Below are 22,798 nucleotides of genomic sequence, written 5' to 3' on the forward strand. Positions count from 1 at the left end.
GACTCAGCTCAGGCCGAGCTCGTGCATCCGCCGGGCGTGTGTTTGCTGCAGGCGCTCAAAGAACGCGCTGAGCTGACCCAGACCGCCGGTGCCCGATACCACCAGGTCGACCAGCTCGTCATGATCGGCCAGCAGGTATTGGGCCTGGGTGATCGCTTCGCCGTACAGCCGGCGGGCCCACAGCGCCAACCGGCTGCGCTGTTTGCCGCTCGAGGTCACCGCGGCGCGAACCTCGGCGACGACGAACTGCGAGTGCCCGGTTTCCGACAGCGCCGCGCGCACGACGTCGGCGACCTCGTCGGGCAGCCCGTCGGCGATCTCGAGGTAGAGGTCGGCGGCCAGCGCGTCACCGACATAGGTCTTCACCAGTGCTTCCAGCCAGGTGCTGGGCATCGTCAACCGGTGGTAGTTCTCGATCGCCGACACGTACCTCGACATGGCCGTAACGACGTCGATGCCCCGGCTTTCCAGCGCTTGGTGCAGCAGCTCGTAATGCTGCATCTCGGCCGCCGCCATGCTCGCCATCGAGATACGTCCGCGCAGGTCAGGCGCCATACGCGCCTCGTCGGTCAGCCGGTAAAACGCGGCCACCTCGCCGTAGGCGAGCACCGCGAACAGCTCGTTGACGCCCGGATGATCCGCGGTCAGTCCTACGGAAGGCGAATCGTCTACTTGGTCGGCAGAGGAGGCCGAAGTCATGGGCATCACTGTAGTCGGCGGACCTGGAAGAAGATGGGTGTGAGCTGACGACCAGCTATCATGCAGATAGATAGTGGCTGTATTTCTTCATACCGCCGCCATCGGCGAAATGTGCGTGCACCGCTGGCCCGCCCAAATCTCAGCAGGGCCTGGCGACTCGGAGACGTATTCGGAGTCGGAACTCGTGCGCGCGTGACCGCGATAGAGAACCGACCCAAACCGAATAAGTCACCGAAAGGTACATCACCCACGCATGACTGCATTGACAAGCACAACTGAACCAACCTTCGCCGAGCTCGGCGTCCGCGACGAAATCGTCCGGGCACTCGCCGAAAAGGGCATCGAGCATGCCTTCGCTATCCAGAAACTGACCCTGCCGATGGCGCTGGCCGGCGACGACGTCATCGGCCAGGCCCGCACCGGGATGGGCAAGACCCTCGCCTTCGGCGTCCCGCTGCTGCAGCGGATCACGAACGGCGTCGGCGTGCGGGCGCTCAACGGCACCCCGCGCGCCCTGATCGTGGTTCCGACCCGCGAACTATGCCTCCAGGTCACCGAGGACCTGGCCGCTGCCGCCAAACACCTGGTCGCCGAAGAGGGCCGCCGACTCTCCGTGGTGTCCATCTACGGCGGGCGGGCCTACGAACCGCAGATCGATGCGCTGCGAACCGGCGCCGACGTCGTGGTGGGCACCCCGGGCCGACTCCTCGACCTGGCCCAGCAGGGCCACCTGCAGCTCGGCGGGCTATCGGTGCTGGTCCTGGACGAGGCCGACGAGATGCTGGACCTGGGCTTCCTACCGGACATCGAGCGCATCCTGCGGCAGATCCCGGCCGAGCGCCAGGCGATGCTGTTCTCGGCTACGATGCCGGGCCCCATCATCACGTTGGCCCGGACCTTCATGACACAGCCGACGCACATCCGCGCCGAGGCCCCGCAATCTTCGGCCACGCACGACACGACCGAGCAGTTCGCCTTCCGCGCCCACGCGCTGGACAAGGTCGAAATGGTCAGCCGCGTGCTGCAGGCCGAGGGCCGCGGCGCGACGATGATCTTCACCCGCACCAAGCGCACCGCCCAGAAGGTCGCCGACGAGCTCGCCGAGCGGGGCTTCAAGGTCGGCGCCGTGCACGGCGATCTCGGGCAGATCGCCCGCGAGAAGGCGCTCAAGGCGTTCCGCAGCGGCGAGGTTGACGTCCTGGTGGCCACCGACGTCGCCGCCCGCGGTATCGACATCGACGACATCACCCACGTCATCAACTACCAGATCCCCGAGGACGAGCAGGCCTACGTGCACCGCATCGGCCGCACCGGCCGCGCCGGCAAGACCGGCATCGCGGTCACCCTGGTCGACTGGGACGAACTGCCCCGCTGGACGATGATCGACAAGGCCCTTGGCCTGAACAACCCCGATCCCGTCGAGACCTACTCCAACTCACCGCACCTCTACGCCGAGTTGGGCATTCCGAGCGACGCCACCGGCACGGTCGGCGCCGCGCGAAAGTCACCGGTCAAGCGCCGGGAGACCACTGAACGCGGCGCGCCGGCGGAGAAGCCGGCGCGAGCCCGCTCGGCCAACCCGCGCCGCCGCACCCGTGCCGGCCAGCCCGTGAACGGCCACCCGGTTGGCAACGGTAGCGACGGCGAAGCCGCCGCGGAGACGCCGTCGGACTCGGCGTCCGGCAATGGCAGTAATGGCAGCACCAACCGTCGTCGCCGTCGTCGCCGCAAGCCGGCGGAAGCCACCACGCACGCCAACTGAGCCAACGAAGCCGATAGCCCAGGCATGGTCAAACCCGAACGCCGGACCAAAGGCGATCTGTTGGCCGCCGCGGCGATCGCGGTCGTCGTCGCGGCAACCGCGTCGTTGATCTGGTGGACCAGCGATGCCCGGGCCACCATCAGCCGGCCCGCCGCAACGCCGGCACCCAACCCGACATCGGCCCGGCAGGTGCCGGCCAGCCTGAAACAGCTGTGGACCGCCCCCAGCGCCGCCACCACGGCACCCATGATCGTGGGCGGGACGGTCGCCACCGGCGATGGCCGCGAGGTGGACGGCCGCGACGCCGGCACCGGCCAGACTCGCTGGAGCTACTCCCGCGACACCGACTTGTGCGGCCTGTCCTGGGTCTACCACTACGCGGTCGCGGTCTACCGCGACGACCGCGGTTGCGGCCAGGTCAGCACCATCGACGGGTCCACCGGGCGCCGCGGATCCGCCCGCAGTAGCTACGCCGACCCGCAGGTGCGGCTGTCCTCCGACGGCACGACGGTGTTGTCGGTCGGCGATACGCGTCTGGAACTGTGGCGTTCGGACATGGTCCGGATGCTTACCTACGGCGAGACCGACGCCCGGGTGAAGCCGTCGTCGCGGGGACTGCACTCCGGCTGCAAGCTGTACTCGGCGGCGGCCAGCTCGTTGCAGGTTTCGGTGCTGGAGAAATGCGCGAACCAGGCCGATCTGCGACTCGCCCTGTTGCGCCCGGGCAAGGAGGACGACGAGCCCACGCAGCATCTCGTCTCCGAGCCCGGAATCGGGGTGAACTCGGGTGCTCGCGTGCTGGCCGTCTGGCAAAGCAACACGGCCGTGTATCTTCCGGCGCCGCAACCCAGGGTCGACGTGATCGATGAAATGGGCACCACGGTGGCGAGCGCGCTGCTGCCCAAGGCGCCGACGAATTCGGCGGTGTCGCAGGCGGGCAACCTGGTGACCTGGTGGACCGGTGATTCCGTTCTGGTTTTCGAGGCGAGCACGCTGAACCTGCGCTACACGATCGCCGCGGGCGACACGACCGTGCCGTTGGGACCCGGCACCATGATGGCGGGCAAGCTGCTCATTCCGGTCACCGGCGCGCTCGGCGTCTATGACCCCGTGACCGGAGCCAACGAGCGCTACCTTCGGGTGGACCGGGCGCCGAGCACCCGCGCGGTGGTCCCGGCCGTGTCGGGCTCGCACGTGTTCGAGCAGCGCGGCGACACCGTGGTGGCGTTGGGCTAGGCCTCGACGGCGAAAGTCGGCAGCGGTTTGCCGGACTTCCAGTGTTTGATCAACGCCTGCGCCAGGGTGGAGTAGGCCACCGCGCCCTTGTTCTTGCGCCCGGACATCACCGACGAGCCCGACGCGCTGGCCTCGGCGAAGCGCACGGTGCGCGGGATCGGCGGTGCGAGCACCGGCAGGTCGTAGCGGTCAGCGACGTCGAGCAGCACATCGCGGGTGTGGGTGGTCCGCGAGTCGTACAGCGTCGGCAAGGCGCCCAGTAGCCGCAGCTTCGGGTTGGTGATCTGCTGGACATCGGCGACGGTGCGCAGGAATTGGCCGACGCCGCGGTGCGCCAGCGTCTCGCACTGCAACGGCACGATCACCTCGTCGGCGGCCGTCAGCCCGTTGAGGGTGAGCACCCCCAGCGACGGCGGGCAGTCGATGATGACCACGTCGAATTGATCGGCGACTTTGGCCAGCGCGCGCTTGAGCGCGTACTCACGCCCGGCCCGCATCAACAGCATCGCCTCGGCGCCCGCCAAGTCAATGTTGGCCGGCAGCAGGGTCATTCCCTCCATTGTGGTGACCAGCGCCGCGCTCGGCTCGATCTCACCGAGCAACACCTCGTGCACCGACACCGGCAACTTGTCGGGATCTTGACCGAGCGAGAACGTCAGGCAACCCTGCGGATCGAGATCGACGAGCAGCACTCGTCGTCCCTTTTCCACCATCGCCGCGCCCAGCGAGGCAACCGTCGTCGTCTTGGCGACTCCGCCCTTCTGGTTGGCCACCGCCAATACCCGCGCTTCACTCACACCTGCCATCCTGGCACGTTCTGGGCTGGGAGCTAGGGACGACGGCCCCGCAAGTCTGGGGCAGAATCACCGACATGGGCTTGCACAACCACAGACTTGTACTCCTCCGACATGGTGAGACCGAATGGTCCAAATCCGGCCAGCACACCGGCCGCACCGACATCGAATTGACCGATACCGGCCGGGTCCAGGCCGAGCTTGCCGGGCGCGTTTTGCGTGAACTTGAACTCGACGACCCGCTGGTGATCAGCAGCCCGCGCATACGTGCCCTGACCACAGCAAAGTTGGCTGGGCTCGCCGTCGACGAGGTGTCTGAGCTGATCGCCGAATGGGATTACGGCGCCTACGAAGGGTTGACCACCCCGCAGATACGGGAATCGGTGCCCGATTGGCTGGTCTGGACGCACGGATGTCCCGGCGGCGAGAGTGTGGCGCAGGTTAGCGACCGTGCTGATCGGGCCGTCGCATTTGCGTTAGAGCACATGAGCTCGCGCGACGTGGTGTTCGTGGGCCACAGCCACTTTTCCCGCTCGGTGATCACCCGCTGGGTACAGCTGCCGCTCGTCGATGGCAGCCGCTTCTGGATGCTCCCCGGCTCGATCGCCGCGTGCGGTTTCGAGCATGGGGTGCGACAGCTCGCTGCGCTCGGATTGACCGGCCAACTGCAGGCCATCGCGCCCGGGTGAGCTCGGTCGAACCGCCGTTCGCGCTGTGCGGACCGCGAGGCACTCTGATCGGCGAGGGGGTGCGGACGCGCTACCGCGACGTGCGCGCCGCACAGGCCGCGCTGATGTCGGGATCATCTCCAATAGTGTTGGGCGCGTTGCCTTTTGACGTGGAAAGACCAGCCGCATTGCTGGTGCCGGACACCGTGCTGCGCAGCGACGGGCCACCCGACTGGCCAACGGACCCGCTGCCCAACGTGCGCATCACCGCGGCCATTCCGCCGCCGGCCGACTACCGCGCCCGGATCAGCCGTGCCCGCGATGAGCTGACGGCGCCGGGCACCGCACTGAGCAAGGTGGTGCTGGCCCGGGCGCTGCGGCTGGCCGCCAACGAGGCGCTGGACGCCCGCGTCGTCCTGCGCCGGCTGGCCGCGAACGATCCGGCGGCCTATTGCTATCTGGCCGACCTGACCGCCGCCGGCGCGGACTACGCGGGCGCGGCCCTGGTGGGCGCGAGCCCGGAGCTGCTGGTCGCGCGCTCCGGCGACCGGGTGACCTGCCAGCCGTTCGCCGGTTCGGCCCCACGCGCCGCGGATCCGGAACTCGATGCCGCCAACGGCGCCGCGCTGGCCGCCTCCGCCAAGGACCGGCACGAGCATCAGCTGGTCATCGACACGATGCGAGCCGCGCTGGAACCGCTGTGCGACGAGCTGACCATTACGCCCGAGCCGCAGCTGAGCCGCACCGCCGCGGTGTGGCATCTGTGCACACCGATCAGCGGCCGGCTGCGCGATAAGTCAATCACCGCAATCGATTTGGCGTTGGCGCTGCACCCCACCCCGGCGGTCGGAGGCGTGCCGGCCAAGGCCGCATCCGAGTTGATCGCCGAACTCGAAGGCGACCGCGGCTTCTACGCCGGCGCGGTGGGCTGGTGCGATGCCAACGGCGACGGCTACTGGGTGGTGTCCATCCGCTGCGCGCAGCTGTCGGCCGATCGCCGCACCGCCCTGGCTCACGCCGGCGGCGGCATTGTCGCAGAATCGGATCCCGACGCCGAAGTTGAGGAAACCACAACGAAATTCGCCACGATTCTTAACGCGCTAGGAGTTGAGCGGTGAGCGAAAACATCCGTCGCGCCACACCCGACGACGCCGACGCCATTACCGACATGATCCACGCGCTGGCCGAATTCGAACACGCCGCCGATCAATGCACCGTCACCGAAAAGCAGATTTCCACAGCGCTTTTCGGCGATTCGCCGATCGCATACGGCCACGTTGCCGAAGTCGACGGCGAGATCGCCGCGATGGCGCTCTGGTTCGTAAACTTCTCGACGTGGGATGGTGTCGGAGGTATCTACCTCGAAGACCTGTTCGTACGGCCCGACTTTCGCCGCCGCGGCCTGGCCCGCGGACTGCTGGCGGCCCTGGCGGCCGAATGCGTCGACAACGGCTACACGCGGTTGTCGTGGGCGGTGCTGAACTGGAACGCCGACGCGATCGCGCTGTACGACGAGCTCGGCGGGCAGCCGCAACGAGAGTGGACCACCTACCGGCTGTCCGGGCCGCCGCTGTCCGAGCTGGCCGGCCCGCGCTGATCGCCACCCGCGACCCAGCGCAGGGCCGAGGGGCTGAAGAGCAGGAGCAACGCCGTCAGCGCGACGACGGCCAGCGGTATGCCGAAGACGGGCCGATGCGAGCCGACCGCGAGGTACCAGGCCACCGGCAACAGCAGCAGCTGGGTGAACACCGCCAGCCCGCGCCCCCAGCGCCGGCCGACGACCAGTGCGCGTCCGGCGGCCAGCACCACGGCGCCGATCACCAGAAACCAGAGCGCGGTACCCAAACCGTTGACCACCCGCTGGTCGGCTCCGCCGATCGCCCGCACCACCAGAACCGCGGCCATCACCAGTGCCGCCAGACCCTGCACCGCGACGATGAATCCCGCGCCACGAACGACGGGCGGGGGCGGCGGTATCTCCTGGTTGCGGGGGTCGCGGTTCACAGCGTCAGCGTAGCCACGGCCGCACCTCCCCCTTCGCGGCCGGCGGTTCCCCCACAGCGCGGCCTTAACCGCCCCGCATAAGCTCGTGCGTCATGCGAGCCGTGCTGATCGTGAACCCCGCAGCCACGTCCACCACGCCCGCCGGCCGCGATCTGCTGGCGCATGCGCTGAAGAGCCGTCTTGAGCTCACCGTCGAGCACACCAACCACCACGGTCACGGGACCGAACTCGGCCACGCGGCCGCCGAGGGTGGGGTGGACCTGGTCGTCGTGCACGGCGGCGATGGCACGGTGAGCGGGGTCGTCAACGGCATCCTGGGCCGTCCCGGCGCCGCGCGGCCGGAGCACGTCCCCGCGGTCGCGGTGGTACCCGGTGGTTCGGCGAATGTGCTGGCGAGGTCGCTGGGAGTCTCCCGGGATCCGGTCGCCGCCACCAACCAACTGATCCAGCTGATTGACGACTACCGCCGCCACCAGACCTGGCGGCGCATCAGCCTGATCGACTGCGGCGAGCAGTGGGCGGTGATCAACGCCGGAATGGGCGTCGATGCCGAGGTGGTCGCGGCGGTGGAGGCCCAACGCAACAAGGGCGTCAAGGTCACGCCGTTGCGCTATTGGCGGGTGGCGGTACCCGCCACCGTGCGCTACAGCCGCCGCGCGCCGGACATGACGCTGGAGCTACCCGGGCGCGATCCCGTCTCGGGCGTGCAATTCGCCTGGGTGTCCAACACCAGGCCGTGGACCTACAGCAACAGCCGGCCAATGGTGACGAACCCGGGTTGCAGCTTCGAGTCGGGCCTCGGCGTGTTCGCGGTCACGAGTATGAAGGTGATTCCCACACTTCGATTACTCCGCCAGATTCTCGCCAAGAACCCGGACCCGGAAGCCAAACAACTTGTCCGCGATGACGACACCCCTTGCCTGCGAATCACTTGCAGCGGCGCGCCGGTCGCCAGCCAGTACGACGGCGAGTACCTCGGGCTGCGCGATTCGATGACGTTCCGGTCGGTGCGCGACGCTCTTCCGGTGGCGGCGCCGCCGCAAAGCAAACCGTCCTGAGCTGCGAAAACGCTGCGCCCAACGGTCAGCCGGGCCGAAAATTCTCGGCAGGGTAATCGGCGAGTGTAGTACAACGGAGTGAGGGCTTGACTAAGCCTTAATCAAAGTGAGATAGCCCACGCACTAACTAACGCTATTGACATCTGTTGTGCCTGTGAAACGATCGAAAGGTTGCATGCAGCGATTGTGGGGGTACCGAACGGACCCTTACTCATGCAAGCGTTAAGAGCCGAAGAATAACGCCCGTGCGCGATGCTGCGCACATAGTGAGGAGTAACTACTTATGGATTGGCGCCACAAGGCGGTGTGTCGCGACGAGGACCCCGAGCTGTTCTTCCCGGTAGGGAACAGCGGCCCGGCGCTCGCGCAGATCGCTGACGCGAAACTGGTCTGCAATCGGTGTGCGGTGACCACAGAGTGCCTCGGATGGGCCCTGAACACCGGTCAGGACTCCGGCGTGTGGGGCGGTATGAGCGAAGACGAGCGGCGCGCGCTGAAGCGCCGCAACGCCCGGACGAAGGCCCGCAGCGGAGTCTGATCCCAGTCTCTGAACAGCGCGGCCCCGACAATGTGTCGGGGCCGCGCTGTTGCGTGGGCAACTACAGCAGCAACCTGGACCGACGGCCGATCGGCACCCGCAGCACCACGTCGGTGCCGCCGCGGGGCGCTTCACGCATCCCCAGCGTGCCGTCCAGCTCGGCCGCCACCAGGGTGCGCACGATCTGTAGGCCCAGGCTGTCGGACTTCTCCAGGCTGAAGCCGTCGGGCAGTCCCCGCCCGTCGTCGTGCACCACCACATCGAGCCAGCGCGCCGAGCGCTCGGCGCGAATCGTCACCGACCCTTCCTGGGCAGCCGGGTCAAACGCGTGCTCGATCGCGTTCTGGACCAGCTCCGTGATCACCATGATCAGCGCCGTGGCGCGGTCGGAGTCGAGCACGCCCAGATCGCCGACCCGGTTGATCCGGATCGGCCGATCCACCGACGCCACGTCGTTCATGATCGGCAGGATCCGGTCGATGACCTCGTCGAGATTCACCTGCTCGTCGACCGACATCGACAACGCGTCGTGGACCAGGGCGATCGACGACACCCGGCGCACCGATTCGATCAGTGCCTCACGGCCTTCGGCGTTGACGGTCCGGCGGGCCTGCAGGCGCAGCAGCGCCGCGACCGTTTGCAGGTTGTTCTTCACCCGGTGGTGGATCTCGCGGATCGTGGCGTCCTTGGATATCAGGGCCCGGTCGCGGCGTTTGACCTCCGTCACATCGCGAATCAGCACCGCGGCACCCACGCCGGCGCCGTGCACCACCAGCGGCAACGTCCGCAGCAGCACCGTGGCACCGCCGGCGTCGACCTCCATGCGCATGCTCTTGCCGCCGGCCAACAAGTCCTGCACGTGCTCGGCCATCTCTTGGGCTTCAAACGAATCCGAGATCAGCGGTCGCGTGATGCGGATGAGGTTGTGGCCCTCCAACTCGCTCGTCAGTCCCATGCGGTGATACGCCGACAGGGCGTTGGGGCTGGCGTAGGCGACCACGCCGTCGACGTCGATGCGGATGAATCCGTCGCCCACGCGTGGCGTGGAGCGCGACATGGCGACGTCACGCACGTCGGGAAAGGTGCCGTCGGCCAGCATGTGGACCAGATCGGAAGCGCAGTCGCGGTAGGCGGTTTCCAGATGCCCGGAGTTCTGATTGGCCGTCAGCGCGGTTTGGTGCTGGGTGAGCACCGCAACCACCTGGTCGGCGTAGCGCACCGGGGACGCCGCGACGTGCGGCCCGGGAAGTTGCCACGAATCTTGTTGGCGTGCATCGGTTTCCCGCTGCGGGGTGCCCGACGCGAAGGTCTCGGCAACCAGCGGTAGCCGTTCGGCGGTCACCACGCTGCCCACCGAATCGGACTGCAGAACCGTGGGCGCGGTGTTCGGCCGGCATTGCGCCACACACACCAGCACGCCGTCGTCGCGGCGAACCCACATCAGGTAGTCGGCGAACGACAGGTCGGCCAGCAGCTGCCACTCCCCGACCACCGCGTGCAGGTGGTCCACGGCGTTGCCGGGCAACATCGTGTGTTCGGCCAGAAGATCACCGAGCGTGGACATCAAGTACTCCCGTGTCGTCCCACGGCGGTATGCGCGAAGCGCCGAACGGCTAGCTGATCACGGCGATGAGGTCGCCGGCCTGGATGACATCGCCGACGGCCACGCTCACCTTGCTGATCGTGCCGTCGATCTCGGCCAGGACCGGAATCTCCATCTTCATCGACTCCAGCAGCACCACGATGTCGCCCTTGCCGATTTGGTCGCCCTCGTTGACAACGACTTCGAGCACGCTGGCCACGATCTCGGCACGAACATCCTCGGCCATCTTCACCCCACTCGTTTCGGCCATTGCGCATGCTGGCTGGTCCGGGCTTCCGTCAAGCTCATGTATATCGAACCACAACATCATCGGGCACACCGGCGCGCGGGCTCGCGCCCGGTGGGGTGGAAAAAGCATGGGCGCCGCCGTGAGAGAATTGTCGGCAACCTGACGGGTGCCCGGCGCCCCGGATCATGAACGAACGACGGAGGTTCTCCCATGGCCAAGCGTGGCCGCAAGAAGCGTGACCGCAAGTACAACAAGGCCAACCACGGCAAGCGTCCCAACGCCTAGTCCCAGGTAGTCGCGCTGGAGCCGCCGTTACTACACGTCCCGGATGATCGTGGTGCGGCGGATCTCGAGCCGCAGGCGCTCGCGCAGGCCCTCGGGGGCCCTGTCACCACTGCATTTGGTTGCGATCAGCGCCTTGAACTGCTCTTCAATCCCGAACAGCCGCAGACATGGCGGGCACTCGTCGAGGTGTTGCTTGAGCTTTTGTCGCGTCTCGGCGGTGCACTCACCGTCGAGCAGCGTCCATACCTCGGCGATCAATTCGGCGCACTCGGCCTTGGTGCGCGGATCCTTACCCGCTGAGGCGCCATCGGGCGAAATCTCACTCATGACGACACCTCCTCGTGCGCCTGCGGACCCCGGATGAAGCCGCGCTCCTTGGCCACGTCTTCCAGCAACGAGCGCAGCTGACGTCTGCCCCGATGCAGCCGAGACATTACCGTCCCGATCGGCGTGTCCATGATTTCGGCGATCTCCTTGTACGGGAAGCCCTCGACGTCGGCGTAGTAGACCGCCATCCGGAACTCTTCCGGCAGCGCCTGCAGGGCCGCCTTGATCTCGGTGTCCGGCAGCGCCTCCAGGGCCTCGACCTCTGCCGAACGCAAGCCGGTTGAGGAATGCTCCGCGTTGGACGCCAGCTGCCAGTCGGTGATCTCCTCGGTCGGATACTCCGCGGGCTGGCGCTGTTTCTTGCGATAGCTATTGATGTAGGTGTTGGTCAGAATCCGGTAGAGCCACGCCTTGAGGTTGGTGCCGGCCCGGAACGACCGGAATCCGGCGTAGGCCTTGACCATCGTTTCCTGAAGCAGGTCCTCGGCGTCCGCGGGATTGCGCGTCATGCGCAGCGCGCCGCCGTACAGCTGATCCAACAGGGGAATCGCGTCTCGTTCGAAGCGCGCGGTCAGCTCCGCATCGGTTTCTTCAGCCGGCGTGGGCTCGACATCGTCGGAACCGGTCACGGTATCTGGGCCATCGTCTAAGTCGGCCATCTCGATTAACACGGTCCCTTCTTTTGCGGCGTCGCCGCGCAGCACCCCCAGCGACACCGGACTCGCAAATAGGCGAGCCAACTGCTCCTCGCCTATTGAACTGCCTAGCAGGCTCGTCGCCGTTGACACCAGATCCTCCTCCCAATCTAAAGGCTGCGACCGACAATGTTTGCCCGGGGCGCTCACATGCGTTTCAGAGACCGAAATAAGCAACAGCGCCAGCCGACGTGCTATTTCCGATCTCGGCGCAACCGGCGCGGTCCCGCAATCCGGCCGGCCGAGGCCGAGCGTTAATGTGACGCCATGTCTCTCAACGGCAAAACCATGTTCATCTCCGGCGCCAGCCGCGGTATCGGCCTGGCAATCGCCAAACGCGCGGCGCAGGACGGCGCCAACATCGCGCTGATCGCCAAGACCGCCGAGCCGCACCCGAAACTGCCTGGAACGGTGTACACCGCCGCCAAAGAGCTCGAGGAGGCCGGTGGCCAGGCGCTGCCGATCGTTGGGGACGTCCGTGACCCGGATTCCGTCGAATCCGCGGTGGCCAAGACCGTCGAGCAGTTCGGCGGCATCGACATCTGCGTGAACAACGCATCGGCGATCAACCTGGGGTCCATCGCCGAGGTCCCGATGAAGCGGTTCGACCTGATGAACGGCATCCAGGTGCGCGGCACGTACGCCGTCTCGCAGGCATGTCTGCCGCACATGAAGGGCCGGGAGAACCCGCACGTCCTGACGCTGTCCCCGCCGGTGCTGCTCGGTCAGGAGTGGCTGAAGCCGACGGCGTACATGATGGCCAAGTTCGGGATGACGCTGTGCGCGCTGGGAATCGCCCAGGAGATGCGCGAGGAGGGCATCGCGTCGAACACCTTGTGGCCGCGCACCCTGGTTGCGACCGCGGCGGTGCAGAACCTGCTCGGCGGCGACGAGGCGATGGGGCGGGCCCGCAAGCCCGAGATCTACTCCGACGCGGCCTACGTCATCCTCAACAAGCCGTCCAAGGAGTACACCGGCAACATGCTGCTGTGCGAGGACGTGCTGCTGGAAAACGGCGTCAGCGATCTGTCGGTCTACAACTGCGTGCCGGGCGGCGCACTCGGCGTCGACTTCTGGGTGGACGGCGTCAACCCGCCGGGGTACACCGGGCCGTAGCCGTGGCCGCGACGCCGGCACTGGCGGCGCTGACCAAGGCCGGTGTGCCGCACGAGGTGGTGAAGTTCGACCACGATCCGCGGGAGCACTCGTTCGGGGCGGAAGCCGCAAAAGCGCTGAGCACGGCCGGCATTGCGCCCGCGCAGATCTACAAAACGCTGGTGATCGCGGTCCCCACCGGGCTGGCCGTCGCGGTCGTGCCCGCATCGGCCCGGCTCTCGCTGAAGGCGGCCGCCGCGGCGCTGGGCGTGGCCAAGGCCGCGATGACCGAACCCGCGGTCGCCGAGCGGACCACCGGGTACATCGTCGGGGCGGTCTCGCCGTTCGGCCAGCGAAAGGCGTTGCCGACGGTCGTCGATTCCAGCGTGCTGGCCTGGGAGCGGGTGTTCTGCAGCGCCGGCCGCCGCGGCTGGGACGTCGCGGTGGCCCCACAGGACCTGATCCGCGTCACCGGTGCGGTCACCGCCGACATCCAGGCCTAGCGGGCCTCAGCCCTTGGTGAGGGTGAACTGCGCGACGTCGGTGTAGCCCTCGCGGAAAAGGTCCGCGCAGCCGGTCAGGTACTTCATGTACCGGTCGTAGACCTCTTGCGACTGAATCGCGATGGCCTCGTCGCGTCGCGCGTCGAGGGCGGCCGACCAGTAGTCGAGGGTGCGGGCATAGTGCAGGCGTAACGGCTGGTAGAGCGTGAGGCTGAAGCCGGCGCGCTTGGCGTGCTCCTCGACAGACTTGGCGTTGGGCAGGTCTCCGCCCGGGAAGATCTCGTCCATGATGAATTTCATGAACCGAATCTTGGTCATGGTGATGGGCAGCTCACGCTCGGCGAATTCCTCATCGCTGGGCTTGATGATGGTGTGCAACATCATCACCCCGTCCGCCGGGAGCGCCTCGTAGGCGGTTTTGAAGAAGTCGTCGTACCGGTCGCGTCCGAAGTGCTCAAAGGCGCCGATCGACACGATGCGGTCGACCTGTTCGTCGAACTGTTCCCAGCCCTGCAGCAGCACCCGCTTGGTCCGCCCGGACGGATGCTTGTCCAGACGCTGCTGGACGTGCGCCTGCTGATTGCGGCTCAGCGTCAAGCCGACGACGTTGACGTCGTAACGCTCGAGGCCACGAACGATAGTGGTGCCCCACCCGCAGCCGATGTCGAGCAACGTCATGCCGGGTTGCAGCCCGAGCTTGCCCAGCGACAGGTCGACCTTGGCGAACTGCGCCTCTTCGAGTGACATGTCGTCGCGCTCGAAATACGCGCAGCTGTAGGTGCGCGTCGGGTCCAGGAAAAGCGCGAAGAAGTCGTCGGACAGGTCATAGTGTGCCTGCACGTCCTCGAAATGCGGCTTCAGGCCGGGAGTTTCGTTTTCCTTTGCGGACAAAAGGCACAACCTTTGAGATCGGAGCTTGACTGGGCATTGCGGCATGCGATCGAAGTTGATCGACTGCCGGTGTTCCAGTCTATGCGGCCCGCTGGAGCGCCCCGCCCAGCCCGTGTTCAGCGAACTAAATCTGCCGCATCCATCACCGCCCGGGGGTGTTGGACCATGGCCATGATCAGCCTAGACACCCTAGAAGACCGGCCCCCGGCCTCTGCACTCAGCAAACGGGGCCACACGGCTCGTCAGACGAACGCGCTGAGACCGGTCAGGGATCGTCCGACAATAAGGGTGTTCATCTCCCGGGTGCCTTCGTAGGAGTAGATCGCTTCGGCGTCGGCGACGAAGCGACCGACATTGTGCTCCAACAGGATTCCGTTGCCGCCCAGCAGTCCGGCGATGCCCAGCTCGCGCATGCCGGGCACGACCTCGAACGGAAACGTCGCGCGGGACCAGTGCTCGAGCAGGACGGGCGCCACGTCGGTCTTCATGAACTTGCGCACCGCGTGCAGCAGTTCACGTTCGTCGTCGGTGAGCAGGTGCTCGTACGAGTAGAAGTCCGACGTGTCGATATCGTTGTGGCTCATGGTCTCTCACCGGGTTCTTGCAGGAAACTCTCGATGACGGGCGCAAGTTCGACCGCATTGTGCACCAGGTCGATATGCCCACCGGAATGCAGATGCAGCCGCGAATGCGGCAGCAATGCGTGCAGGATGTGCCCGTTGACCACCGGGATGATCGGGTCATCGGTGCCCGCGACGATCAACGTCTGCTGCCGCACCGCCGGCAGCGCGAACAGACTGGTCCAGACCGAACCCGCCAGCAGTTGGTGCAGGTAGCCAAGCTTGGAACCCGCGTGCAATTGCCGCACGAACAGTTGCGCGACGTCGTCGCCGTGCGCACGGACGGTACCGCCGTATAGCTCACCGGCAATGGATGCGGCATAGCCTGGATCCGAGAACCTGCGTGGGGTAACCATTTTCGCCAGCACCCGCGGGTTGGCGGGCACCATCAGCAGGCCGGTACCCGTGGCCACCAACACCAGACGGCGGCACCGGCGCGGATTCTGGAAGGCGAACTGCTGGGCAAGCGCGCCGCCCCAGGACAGGCCGAGTACGTCCACCACGCCGATTCCCAGCTTGGAAAGCACTCGCCCGAGCACCCAGGCCAGGTAGGGAAAGCCATAGGGGGCAATGGATGTGGGCGATCCCCCGGTGCCGGGAACGTCGAATCTGACCACCGTCGAATTCGGATCCAACTGCTCCATTAGCGGATCGAGCACTTCCAGGCTGGCACCAATGCCATTGCACAGCACCAGCGGCACGCCGGTCCCGGGCCGCACGTTCACCCGGATCCGTTGACCGCCGGCGGTGATGTATCGGTGTTCGCCAATGGTGCTCACCGGTGTCAGCCGGCGCGCGGCGCTCATTTCTCCATCACATAACTGCCCGGGGCCGGGCCAAGCGGTGGCAGGTCTTCCCCACCAAGCGTTTTCGGAGCGTCGATCTCGGGGCCACTGCGCTCGGCGAGCCAGGCCACATAGTCCGGCCACCAGGAATCGGCCGACTTTTCCGCGGTGTCCAGCCACTGTTCGGGGTCCTCCACGTCGACCGGACCGGTCCGGAACGACGCCTTCGGGTTGCCCGGCGGATTCACCAGTGCGGCGATGTGGCCGCTGGTGGACAGCACGTAGCGGTTGTCCTTGCTGCCCAGCAGACGTGCGCTGCGATAGGTCGCCTGCCACGGGGAAATGTGGTCGGCCACACCGCCGATGACATAAGCGTCGGAGGTGATCTTGGCCAGATCAACCGGGCTGCCCAGCATGCGGACCGCCCCGGGTGTGACCAACGCGTTGCGCAGCCCCATCAGCACCATGTCGCGGTGCAGCGCGGCCGCCATCCGGGTGGTGTCGGCATTCCAGAACAACACGTCGAACGGGGCCGGCGTGCGGCCCTGCACATAGTTGTTCACCACGTACCGCCACACCAGGTCGGTGGGCCGCAGCCAGGCGAACATCTCCGCCATGTCGCGGCCGTCGAGGTAGCCCTTGCGACCGGAAACCCGGATCGCCGCCTGCGCCGCGCGGTCGCTCATTGCCGCGGCCGCGAAGCCGGCCCGGTTCTCGTCCAGCACGGTGACCGCCAAGGTCAGGCCCGCGACCCGGTCTTGCTCGCCGATCTCACCGAGGTGGGCCGCGGTCATCGCCGCGAGGATGCCGCCCGAGCAGGTGGCCAGCAGGTGAGTGCTGTCCGTTCCGGCGATTTTCTGCACCGCGTCCATCGCTTCGATGATGGCCGCACCGTAGGCGTCGAAGCCCCAATCGCGGTGGCGGGCTTGCGGGTTGCGCCAGGAGATGACGAACACCTGCTGGCCCTGCTGAACGAAGTATTCGATCATGCTGCGGCCGGGCGCGATGTCCATGATGTAGTACTTGTTGATCACCGGCGGCACCATGAGCAACGGGATGGCACGCACTTTGGGTGTCTGCGGCACGTACTGGATCAGTTCGAACATCGAGGTTTGCAGCACCACAGCGCCTTTGGTGACGGCAACGGTCTCGCCTACCGCGAAAGCATCCGGCTCCACCATGGCCGGCACCCGGGGCTTCGAAAGCATGTCGCGAGCAAAGGCTTTCGCGCCTCGCACCGCACTCAGACCGCCGGTGTCGATCAGCGCCTTCCAGCCGAGCGGGCTGATCAGCGGGTTGTTGGTCGGCGCCAGCCCTTCCACCAGGTTGTCCATCACGAAGCGCATCTTCTCGTTGTCGCGCCAGTCGAGCCCGGCATCGCTGAGCAACCCTTCGGCGGCCTCGGCGCCGGCCAGATAGGCCTGCATGATTCGGTGCAGCAACGGATTCTGTTGCCACGCAGGATCACTGAAGCGCTTGTCGGCGCGCGCCGGAGCGCGGTGCGACTTACCCGTGGCGATACTGCCGAGTTCGCGAGTCAGCGTGCCGGCCCGGTCGGCCACCGCTCCCGGATGCTGGGCGAGCCCGGCACCGAAACGGGCCCAGGTGGCGTCCGGCATCATGCGGCTGGCGAATGGCTTGGTGGCGCTGGTGAGTAGCAGGTCGAGCGGGGCAGCCAGCTCGTCGGCCTTGACCACAGGATTTGCAGACGTTGCCATGATTATCGCGTGCTTTCGCTTGTCGGGACGGTGATTTCGCGCTTCAGCAGCTTGCCGGTGGGCCCCTTGGGCAGAGCGTCCACCAGCCAGACCAGGCGCGGATATTTGTATGCGGCTACCCGGGCCTTGACGTACTCGCGCAGTTCGTCGGCCGTGACCGCAGCGCCCTTCTTGAGAGCGACTGCGGCACCGACTTCCTCGCCGAGGGAATCGTGCGGGATACCGATGACGGCGGCTTCGGCCACCGCCGGGTGCTCGTAGAGCACCTCCTCGATCTCGCGGGGGTACACGTTGTAGCCACCGCGAATGATCAGGTCTTTGGTCCGGTCGACGATGTAGAAATAACCGTCCTCGTCGATGAGGCCGACGTCGCCGGTGTGCAGCCAGCCGTCGGGCGTGATCGTGGCCGCGGTGGCGTCGGGCAGGTTCCAGTAACCCTTCATCACGTTGTGGCCCCGGATCTGGATCTCGCCCCGCTCACCTTGCGGGACCTCAACCCCGTCCAGGTCGACCACGCGCATCTCCACGCCTTCGATCGGGGTGCCGATCGAGCCGGCCTTGCGCGGCCGGTGCGGATGATTGAAGGCGGCGGCCGGAGAACTCTCGGATAGCCCGTAACCCTCGAGAACGGTGCAGCCGAATGCCTTTTCGAAGTCGGCAAGCACTTGCACCGGCAGGGCCGCACCACCCGAGACACAGGTCCGCAGACTCCGCGTCGCTTCGGGGGCGGCCTGTTCGGACACGCTCAGCAGCGCCGAGTACATCGTCGGCACGCCCTCGAACACCGTGACACCGTCGCGCTCAATCACTTCGAGAGCCTTGCGCGGCTCGAATCGGGGGATCAGCGTCAGCGTCGCGCCCGCCAGGACCGCCCCGTTGAGCCCGCAGGTCAAACCGAAGACGTGGAATAACGGCAGGCAGCCCATGATGACGTCGTCCGGCCCGGTCTCGACCAGGGTACGGACCGCCACGTCGGCGTTGCGGCCCAGATTGCCGTGGGTGAGCATGGCGCCCTTGGGTTTTCCGGTCGTGCCCGAGGTGTGCAGGATGACCGCGACGTCGTCGTCGGCGCGGTCGACCGGGGACCCCTGAGCCGGCAGGCCGGCGATCGCGTCGGTCAGCCCGGCGTCATCGACGACCCAGCACCGTGCACCGACCTCCGCCGCACCGGCGGTGGCCTGGTCGGCGAACGCCGGCGTCGCGAACAATGCCTTGGCGCCGCTGTTGGACAGGTAGTACGCCACCTCGCGGGCCTTGAGCAACGGGTTCATCGGAACCGCTACCGCACCGCGGTAGATGATGCCGTAGAACGCGATCGCGAAGGCCGGGGTGTTGGGCAGCATGATCCCCACCCGATCGCCTGGCTCGACACCAGCCTGCTCCAGCAGCGTCGCCACCCGGGCGGCCGCGTCGTCGAGCTCCGCGAAGGTGAATTGCAGGTCGTCGCAGCGCAGTGCTACGCGTTGGGGGTTGCGGTCCTTCGATGCAACGAGATTGGCGCTGAGGGCGGTCATGAGGTGCCTTTCGGAAATGTTCTGCAGTGCTGTATCCATGGTCATTCCGACATCTGCGCAGGACAATGTCGCTGAAGACAACAGCGGGACGGATTCGGTGTGACCGTTCACATCGGGCAATGCCCGGAATAGGGTTTCGGATATGAGCGTCGCATCGAAGACTGACGGCGACCGGCGGGGCACCGTGGCCGATCCGTACGTTGTCGAACTCGGCCAACTCCTGCTGGCGAGTGCGCCGAGATTGGGCGCGGAGATGGCGGATCTGCTCTGCCGGGACATCGACGCCTACCGCGACGGCAACGTCGTTGCGAAAGATCAAGTCGTCGAAAGTTGCATCGCGAACCTGACGTTCATTTTCGACTCGCTCAACCGTGAGGGCGATGCCGATGTGGCGCCCGCCGAGCGCACCGGAACCGAACGCGCCGTTGCCGGCGTTCCCTTGCCGGCCGTGATGACCGCTTACCGCATCGGATTCCGATTCATGTGGGAACAGACCCTTGCCACCGCCCGAGCCGCGGCAATTCCCACCGACTCCATCCTGGATGCCACGGCGCGCGTGTTCCTCGCCCAGGAAACCTTCACTCAGGCCATGAGCAACGCCTACCGTCAGCAGTTGACGGCGCAGATTCTTGAGCGCGAGGAAGAACGATCGGCACTGGTGGAAGCGCTACTGTCGCGGCGGATCACCGACGGGCAAAGCCTTTGGGAAGCAGCCGATTTGCTGCGGCTGCCGACTGCGGGGCCCTATGTGGTCGTGGCGGCGGAGTTGCCGGCGATCGGCAAGCTGGGACTCCCGGCGATCGAGAACAAGCTATCCGCCCGTGACATCCGTTCCGCGTGGCGACTGCTGCCCGACCTACAGGTCGGCATCGTCCACTTGAGCGGCGCAACGGCGGCAAGCCTGGCCACCTTGGTCGAGGTGCTCGGGCACGCGGCGACCGCCAGAGTCGGCATCAGCCCGCCCTTTCACGAGCTCGCGGAAACCAGCGACGGGTTGCGGTTCGCCCGGTTGGCAGTCACCGGGAAGGCCTCCGGTGACTCACTGATCGCCGTCTTCGACGACACTCCGCTCGCCGTCGCGGCGGTCAGTGCCCCGGAGGTCATGGCCAGGATCAGATGCCTGGTGCTGCAGCGACTCGACGAGCTGCCCGACGAGGAACGCACCGTTCTGCTCGGCACGTTCCGCGCCTGGGTGGAGGCCGGCGGTTCCGCGAACGACACCGCCGCCAAAATCTATTGCCACCCCAATACGGTGCGGCATCGGCTGCACCGTATTGAGGAGTTGACCGGCCGATCCCTTGCTCGGCCCAAGGATGTCGCCGAACTTTGCCTGGCTCTCGAGGTCGATGCGCGACTGCCCTAGGCGGCCTTCGCCCGGCTGCGCACCTGGAACGCACTGATCACGTCGACGATGCCGATGGCGATCAGCCAGCAGCCGGCGACCAGGGTCAGCACGGCGATCGAATGCAGCGGCGAGACGATCAGGACTGCGCCGCCGATCACGATGATCAATCCGGACAGCACCTGCCAGCCACGGCCGGGCATGTGGTCGAAGGACAGCGCCGCGGCGAGCAATGTCATCCCGCGGAACAGCCAGCTGATGCCGATCCAGATGGCCAAAAGCGTCACTGCCTCGAATTCTTCGCGGAAGCAGAAGAATCCCAGAATCAGCGACACGATGCCGGTGATGAACGTCAACACTCTCATCGCGGCGCCGGCGTGCGAGCCGAAAGCGGCGAACACGTAGCCGACTCCGGAAACAACGAGGTAGATGCCGAACAGGACACCTGCCACAAATAGCGTCTGCCCTGGCCAAGCCAGGACGATGACACCCAGCGCAACCGCCAGGATGCCGGTGAGGAGAAGCACCTGCCACGCACTGCGGGCAAGTGCTTGCAAAGGACCTTCGAAAACGGTGTCGTCGCGAATAGCCATCTCAATATCATTAGCCACAATTGATGAAAATAGAATGTCCGCGGCGACACAATTGCGCATCGCGCACAGGTATAACGAACAATGTGCGGCTCATGCCGCTGAGGTATGGTGCTCGGTCGCGCGGCCACGTCGCCCCGGCGCGAACCGATTTGTCGCCCGAAGACAAGGACACGTCGCAGGTTGGTCGGTTCAGCACATGAGCGCACTGCGGTGTCGTCGGTATGTTTTGCGATGAACCCGATGATTCGACCTAATCTGATCGAATCATCAAGTACCACAACATATTCCGACTGCACCGCGTTGCGGAGAAATCTTAGGTGAAACCATGTTGCTGCCCATCATCATCCTGCTGATCGTCCTGTCCCCCGTGCTCCTGCCGGCCGTCATTACCGCCGTCCATATGCTCACCGGCCCAGCGCAGACTTCCACCCAGGACCGCGTCGCGGCCAACTTCCCCCGGCGCACGGCAGCCAAGCGTCTGGTCACACCTGCCGCGGCGTGAGTTGTTGCTGGGCACAACCCCGCTATCCGGGCTGCAAAACGACGGAGCCGTACCAATGGCAGATCAGCAACGCGAGCTCGACATCGAGTCGATCGTTGTCGATCTCGCGACCACGCCGGGCAACGGCACGGCCCACGCGATACTTCACCGTGTTGAAGTGCAGGTTAAGCTCCTCGGCGGCGGTCTTGTAGCTGCAGCCGGAGCCCAGAAACACGCGCAACGTCTCCCGCAGTCGGGCATCGTTCTCCCCGTCAGCCGAGAGGTCACCGAGCACGTTGGTCACCCAGACCCGGGTATCGGCGATATCCCCGCCCAGCAATGCCGCAATGGACACCCCGGGATCGGTTGCCGCGATCACCGTGGGCTCCCGCTTCCCGACCATCGCAACACGGTAGGCACTTTCGGCCTCCCGGTGTGACTGCCGAAAACCCTCGACACCGGCGGCCATCGCCCCGATTGCCACGCTCGGAGAATCCGACCGCGTCTCGATGAACTGGCGGACCTTCGCAGGGGCATCGACCACCGCAGCACGGTACGGCAGCCAACCCCATCCGCAGGTCCGATCGGCGGCGACGAAGAGCGAGCCGGCGGCCGCACCGGCCGCCTCGCCCAGTTCGCGAAGAAGTCGTTGCAGCCCAGCAAGTTCGAGGCTTTCGGCGCTTGTCTCCGGATACCACATGACGAGCGCTAGGTGGTGCCACCGCAACGGATACCGGATCGACGTCGAGGCCTCGTCCACGTCGATGGCTTTGGTTGCCGCGAGAATTTCGCGTACCCGCAGCGCACGAAGACTGTTCTGGTTTTCCAGCCAGCGCTCGCGTTCGTCTTCGTAGGAGGCGACGACTTGTTGGGAAATCCAGTCGATGTACTCGAACAGGGTGGCGGTGATCGCCTCGATGACCGCATACCTCATCTGTTCTGAGATATCGAGTGCGCGCACTTCGTTGAAAACCAGCTCGTTCATCAACCGCTGGCCGAGCCGATAGGCGCGGACCAGCGCGTTGACGGGCACCCCGTGTTGCGCCAATCGCCGGGCGTATTCCAGTGCCGCGGTGGGCGCCTCGACCCGCTCGACAGCGATGTCATAGCGCAACGCGCGAAGAATGGTATCCACGTTTCCTTCGACGCTGGGTCCTAGCAGTTCCACGATCCGTTCATCACCGCGCAGCTCCGGGATCTGATCCTCGAGGGAGCGACGCATCACCGCCGACAGCTCTGCCAGCCGATTGTGCAATCTTTCGGCGGCCTCGGCGACGTGGCGGCTGACCTCGACGTCACTGTCGAACTGCGCTTTCACCACGCATCTGACGGTAGACCTCGTGTTGTCTTCCGGCGAC

Annotated in this window: 26 protein-coding genes; 12 read left to right on the forward strand and 14 right to left on the reverse strand. The window is 66.2% G+C overall.

The window, feature by feature from the left end:
- Positions 1–3: 3 nt before the first annotated feature.
- The gene (locus LMQ14_RS21365; protein ID WP_267731546.1) at positions 4–699 is read right to left on the reverse strand and encodes a ferritin-like fold-containing protein; all 696 of its coding nucleotides are present in this window, start codon (positions 697–699) and stop codon (positions 4–6) included.
- Positions 700–952: 253 nt separating this feature from the next.
- On the opposite strand from LMQ14_RS21365, the gene LMQ14_RS21370 reads away from it, so the two are divergent.
- Both LMQ14_RS21370 and LMQ14_RS21375 read left to right on the forward strand, forming a co-directional pair.
- Complete coding sequence (locus tag LMQ14_RS21370) at positions 953–2,461, forward strand: DEAD/DEAH box helicase (RefSeq protein ID WP_267731547.1); 1,509 nt, start codon at positions 953–955, stop codon at positions 2,459–2,461.
- A 24-nt stretch (positions 2,462–2,485) separates the two neighbouring features.
- On the forward strand, positions 2,486–3,697 hold the full coding sequence (locus LMQ14_RS21375; protein WP_267731548.1) for a hypothetical protein: 1,212 nt from the start codon (positions 2,486–2,488) through the stop codon (positions 3,695–3,697).
- Here the strand turns inward: LMQ14_RS21375 and LMQ14_RS21380 are convergent.
- Positions 3,694–4,494, reverse strand: a complete 801-nt coding sequence (locus tag LMQ14_RS21380; protein ID WP_267731549.1) for a ParA family protein — start codon at positions 4,492–4,494, stop codon at positions 3,694–3,696. The two genes, LMQ14_RS21375 and LMQ14_RS21380, sit on opposite strands and share 4 nt — an antisense overlap.
- Before the next feature lie 74 nt (positions 4,495–4,568).
- On the opposite strand from LMQ14_RS21380, the gene LMQ14_RS21385 reads away from it, so the two are divergent.
- Genes LMQ14_RS21385 through LMQ14_RS21395 form a run of 3 tightly spaced genes read left to right on the forward strand, consistent with a single transcriptional unit; the run spans position 4,569 to position 6,756 of the window.
- A complete protein-coding gene (locus LMQ14_RS21385; protein ID WP_267731550.1) occupies positions 4,569–5,180 on the forward strand; it encodes an acid phosphatase in 612 nt (203 codons plus the stop codon).
- Positions 5,177–6,277 (forward strand): isochorismate synthase, encoded by a 1,101-nt coding sequence (locus tag LMQ14_RS21390; protein ID WP_420714552.1) that lies wholly within the window; start codon positions 5,177–5,179, stop codon positions 6,275–6,277. Before LMQ14_RS21385 ends, LMQ14_RS21390 begins: the two co-directional genes overlap by 4 nt.
- Positions 6,274–6,756 (forward strand): GNAT family N-acetyltransferase, encoded by a 483-nt coding sequence (locus LMQ14_RS21395; RefSeq protein ID WP_267731551.1) that lies wholly within the window; start codon positions 6,274–6,276, stop codon positions 6,754–6,756. The genes LMQ14_RS21390 and LMQ14_RS21395 overlap by 4 nt, the downstream gene beginning before the upstream one ends.
- Here LMQ14_RS21395 and LMQ14_RS21400 read toward each other — a convergent pair.
- Complete coding sequence (locus LMQ14_RS21400; RefSeq protein ID WP_267735623.1) at positions 6,708–7,136, reverse strand: hypothetical protein; 429 nt, start codon at positions 7,134–7,136, stop codon at positions 6,708–6,710. The genes LMQ14_RS21395 and LMQ14_RS21400 overlap by 49 nt on opposite strands.
- Before the next feature lie 119 nt (positions 7,137–7,255).
- Between LMQ14_RS21400 and LMQ14_RS21405 the strand changes: the two genes are divergently transcribed.
- Both LMQ14_RS21405 and whiB1 read left to right on the forward strand, forming a co-directional pair.
- Positions 7,256–8,221 carry a diacylglycerol/lipid kinase family protein gene (locus tag LMQ14_RS21405; RefSeq protein WP_267731552.1) on the forward strand — a complete coding sequence of 322 codons (966 nt, stop codon included), beginning with the start codon at positions 7,256–7,258 and terminating at the stop codon, positions 8,219–8,221.
- Between the two features lie 283 nt (positions 8,222–8,504).
- The gene (gene whiB1, locus LMQ14_RS21410; RefSeq protein ID WP_085220076.1) at positions 8,505–8,759 is read left to right on the forward strand and encodes a transcriptional regulator WhiB1; all 255 of its coding nucleotides are present in this window, start codon (positions 8,505–8,507) and stop codon (positions 8,757–8,759) included.
- Between the two features lie 61 nt (positions 8,760–8,820).
- Here the strand turns inward: whiB1 and LMQ14_RS21415 are convergent, their stop codons facing one another.
- Both LMQ14_RS21415 and LMQ14_RS21420 read right to left on the reverse strand, forming a co-directional pair.
- On the reverse strand, positions 8,821–10,323 hold the full coding sequence (locus LMQ14_RS21415) for a sensor histidine kinase (protein ID WP_267731555.1): 1,503 nt from the start codon (positions 10,321–10,323) through the stop codon (positions 8,821–8,823).
- A 49-nt stretch (positions 10,324–10,372) separates the two neighbouring features.
- Entirely contained in the window at positions 10,373–10,588 is a 216-nt protein-coding gene (locus LMQ14_RS21420) for a biotin/lipoyl-binding carrier protein (RefSeq protein ID WP_267735624.1), read from the reverse strand.
- A gap of 213 nt (positions 10,589–10,801) precedes the next feature.
- On the opposite strand from LMQ14_RS21420, the gene LMQ14_RS28330 reads away from it, so the two are divergent.
- A complete protein-coding gene (locus LMQ14_RS28330; protein WP_108637559.1) occupies positions 10,802–10,876 on the forward strand; it encodes a 50S ribosomal protein bL37 in 75 nt (24 codons plus the stop codon).
- 30 nt (positions 10,877–10,906) lie between these two features.
- Here the strand turns inward: LMQ14_RS28330 and rsrA are convergent, their stop codons facing one another.
- Together rsrA and LMQ14_RS21430 are read right to left on the reverse strand one after the other, a co-directional pair.
- Positions 10,907–11,203: a mycothiol system anti-sigma-R factor gene (rsrA, locus tag LMQ14_RS21425; protein WP_267731556.1), complete on the reverse strand. Its 297-nt coding sequence runs from the start codon at positions 11,201–11,203 to the stop codon at positions 10,907–10,909.
- On the reverse strand, positions 11,200–11,862 hold the full coding sequence (locus LMQ14_RS21430; RefSeq protein WP_267735625.1) for a sigma-70 family RNA polymerase sigma factor: 663 nt from the start codon (positions 11,860–11,862) through the stop codon (positions 11,200–11,202). Before LMQ14_RS21430 ends, rsrA begins: the two co-directional genes overlap by 4 nt.
- A gap of 303 nt (positions 11,863–12,165) precedes the next feature.
- Between LMQ14_RS21430 and LMQ14_RS21435 the strand changes: the two genes are divergently transcribed.
- Together LMQ14_RS21435 and LMQ14_RS21440 are read left to right on the forward strand one after the other, a co-directional pair.
- Entirely contained in the window at positions 12,166–13,014 is an 849-nt protein-coding gene (locus LMQ14_RS21435; RefSeq protein WP_267731557.1) for an SDR family oxidoreductase, read from the forward strand.
- Between the two features lie 2 nt (positions 13,015–13,016).
- The gene (locus LMQ14_RS21440; protein WP_267731558.1) at positions 13,017–13,496 is read left to right on the forward strand and encodes a YbaK/EbsC family protein; all 480 of its coding nucleotides are present in this window, start codon (positions 13,017–13,019) and stop codon (positions 13,494–13,496) included.
- Positions 13,497–13,502: 6 nt separating this feature from the next.
- Here the strand turns inward: LMQ14_RS21440 and LMQ14_RS21445 are convergent, their stop codons facing one another.
- The 5 genes from LMQ14_RS21445 to LMQ14_RS21465 all read right to left on the reverse strand — a co-directional run bounded on the left by LMQ14_RS21445 (position 13,503) and on the right by LMQ14_RS21465 (position 19,024).
- Entirely contained in the window at positions 13,503–14,387 is an 885-nt protein-coding gene (locus LMQ14_RS21445; RefSeq protein WP_267731560.1) for a cyclopropane mycolic acid synthase family methyltransferase, read from the reverse strand.
- A 242-nt stretch (positions 14,388–14,629) separates the two neighbouring features.
- On the reverse strand, positions 14,630–14,971 hold the full coding sequence (locus tag LMQ14_RS21450; RefSeq protein WP_267731562.1) for an acyl-CoA dehydrogenase family protein: 342 nt from the start codon (positions 14,969–14,971) through the stop codon (positions 14,630–14,632).
- Complete coding sequence (gene phaZ, locus LMQ14_RS21455; RefSeq protein WP_267731564.1) at positions 14,968–15,813, reverse strand: poly(3-hydroxyalkanoate) depolymerase; 846 nt, start codon at positions 15,811–15,813, stop codon at positions 14,968–14,970. Before phaZ ends, LMQ14_RS21450 begins: the two co-directional genes overlap by 4 nt.
- On the reverse strand, positions 15,810–17,510 hold the full coding sequence (locus LMQ14_RS21460; protein WP_267731565.1) for a PHA/PHB synthase family protein: 1,701 nt from the start codon (positions 17,508–17,510) through the stop codon (positions 15,810–15,812). The genes phaZ and LMQ14_RS21460 overlap by 4 nt, the downstream gene beginning before the upstream one ends.
- A gap of 2 nt (positions 17,511–17,512) precedes the next feature.
- Complete coding sequence (locus LMQ14_RS21465) at positions 17,513–19,024, reverse strand: long-chain-fatty-acid--CoA ligase (RefSeq protein ID WP_267731566.1); 1,512 nt, start codon at positions 19,022–19,024, stop codon at positions 17,513–17,515.
- A gap of 142 nt (positions 19,025–19,166) precedes the next feature.
- Here LMQ14_RS21465 and LMQ14_RS21470 point away from each other — a divergent pair, with 142 nt between their 5' ends.
- Positions 19,167–20,387, forward strand: a complete 1,221-nt coding sequence (locus tag LMQ14_RS21470; RefSeq protein WP_267731568.1) for a PucR family transcriptional regulator — start codon at positions 19,167–19,169, stop codon at positions 20,385–20,387.
- Here LMQ14_RS21470 and LMQ14_RS21475 read toward each other — a convergent pair.
- A complete protein-coding gene (locus LMQ14_RS21475) occupies positions 20,384–21,019 on the reverse strand; it encodes an HdeD family acid-resistance protein (RefSeq protein ID WP_267731569.1) in 636 nt (211 codons plus the stop codon). The genes LMQ14_RS21470 and LMQ14_RS21475 overlap by 4 nt on opposite strands.
- A 265-nt stretch (positions 21,020–21,284) precedes the next feature.
- Between LMQ14_RS21475 and LMQ14_RS21480 the strand changes: the two genes are divergently transcribed.
- Complete coding sequence (locus LMQ14_RS21480; protein ID WP_267731570.1) at positions 21,285–21,461, forward strand: hypothetical protein; 177 nt, start codon at positions 21,285–21,287, stop codon at positions 21,459–21,461.
- A 22-nt stretch (positions 21,462–21,483) separates the two neighbouring features.
- On the opposite strand, the gene LMQ14_RS21485 is transcribed toward LMQ14_RS21480, so the two are convergent.
- Entirely contained in the window at positions 21,484–22,761 is a 1,278-nt protein-coding gene (locus LMQ14_RS21485) for a PucR family transcriptional regulator (protein ID WP_267731571.1), read from the reverse strand.
- Between the last annotated feature and the right edge of the window lie 37 nt (positions 22,762–22,798).

Source organism: Mycobacterium sp. Aquia_213 (assembly GCF_026625985.1).
In the GTDB taxonomy this organism is placed as follows: domain Bacteria; phylum Actinomycetota; class Actinomycetes; order Mycobacteriales; family Mycobacteriaceae; genus Mycobacterium.

Bases quoted from the DNA above. Each gene is read 5' to 3' on its own strand.
- LMQ14_RS21470 (WP_267731568.1), top strand. From the start codon at position 19,167: ATGAGCGTCGCATCGAAGACTGACGGCGACCGGCGGGGCACCGTGGCC.
- LMQ14_RS21420 (WP_267735624.1), bottom strand. From the start codon at position 10,588: ATGGCCGAGGATGTTCGTGCCGAGATCGTGGCCAGCGTGCTCGAAGTC.
- LMQ14_RS21385 (WP_267731550.1), top strand. From the start codon at position 4,569: ATGGGCTTGCACAACCACAGACTTGTACTCCTCCGACATGGTGAGACC.
- LMQ14_RS21405 (WP_267731552.1), top strand. From the start codon at position 7,256: ATGCGAGCCGTGCTGATCGTGAACCCCGCAGCCACGTCCACCACGCCC.
- rsrA (WP_267731556.1), bottom strand. From the start codon at position 11,203: ATGAGTGAGATTTCGCCCGATGGCGCCTCAGCGGGTAAGGATCCGCGC.
- LMQ14_RS21475 (WP_267731569.1), bottom strand. From the start codon at position 21,019: ATGCGCAATTGTGTCGCCGCGGACATTCTATTTTCATCAATTGTGGCT.
- LMQ14_RS21365 (WP_267731546.1), bottom strand. From the start codon at position 699: ATGACTTCGGCCTCCTCTGCCGACCAAGTAGACGATTCGCCTTCCGTA.
- LMQ14_RS21375 (WP_267731548.1), top strand. From the start codon at position 2,486: ATGGTCAAACCCGAACGCCGGACCAAAGGCGATCTGTTGGCCGCCGCG.
- LMQ14_RS21435 (WP_267731557.1), top strand. From the start codon at position 12,166: ATGTCTCTCAACGGCAAAACCATGTTCATCTCCGGCGCCAGCCGCGGT.
- LMQ14_RS21450 (WP_267731562.1), bottom strand. From the start codon at position 14,971: ATGAGCCACAACGATATCGACACGTCGGACTTCTACTCGTACGAGCAC.
- phaZ (WP_267731564.1), bottom strand. From the start codon at position 15,813: ATGAGCGCCGCGCGCCGGCTGACACCGGTGAGCACCATTGGCGAACAC.
- LMQ14_RS21370 (WP_267731547.1), top strand. From the start codon at position 953: ATGACTGCATTGACAAGCACAACTGAACCAACCTTCGCCGAGCTCGGC.
- whiB1 (WP_085220076.1), top strand. From the start codon at position 8,505: ATGGATTGGCGCCACAAGGCGGTGTGTCGCGACGAGGACCCCGAGCTG.
- LMQ14_RS21430 (WP_267735625.1), bottom strand. From the start codon at position 11,862: ATGGCCGACTTAGACGATGGCCCAGATACCGTGACCGGTTCCGACGAT.
- LMQ14_RS21415 (WP_267731555.1), bottom strand. From the start codon at position 10,323: ATGTCCACGCTCGGTGATCTTCTGGCCGAACACACGATGTTGCCCGGC.
- LMQ14_RS21460 (WP_267731565.1), bottom strand. From the start codon at position 17,510: ATGGCAACGTCTGCAAATCCTGTGGTCAAGGCCGACGAGCTGGCTGCC.
- LMQ14_RS21465 (WP_267731566.1), bottom strand. From the start codon at position 19,024: ATGACCGCCCTCAGCGCCAATCTCGTTGCATCGAAGGACCGCAACCCC.
- LMQ14_RS21480 (WP_267731570.1), top strand. From the start codon at position 21,285: ATGTTGCTGCCCATCATCATCCTGCTGATCGTCCTGTCCCCCGTGCTC.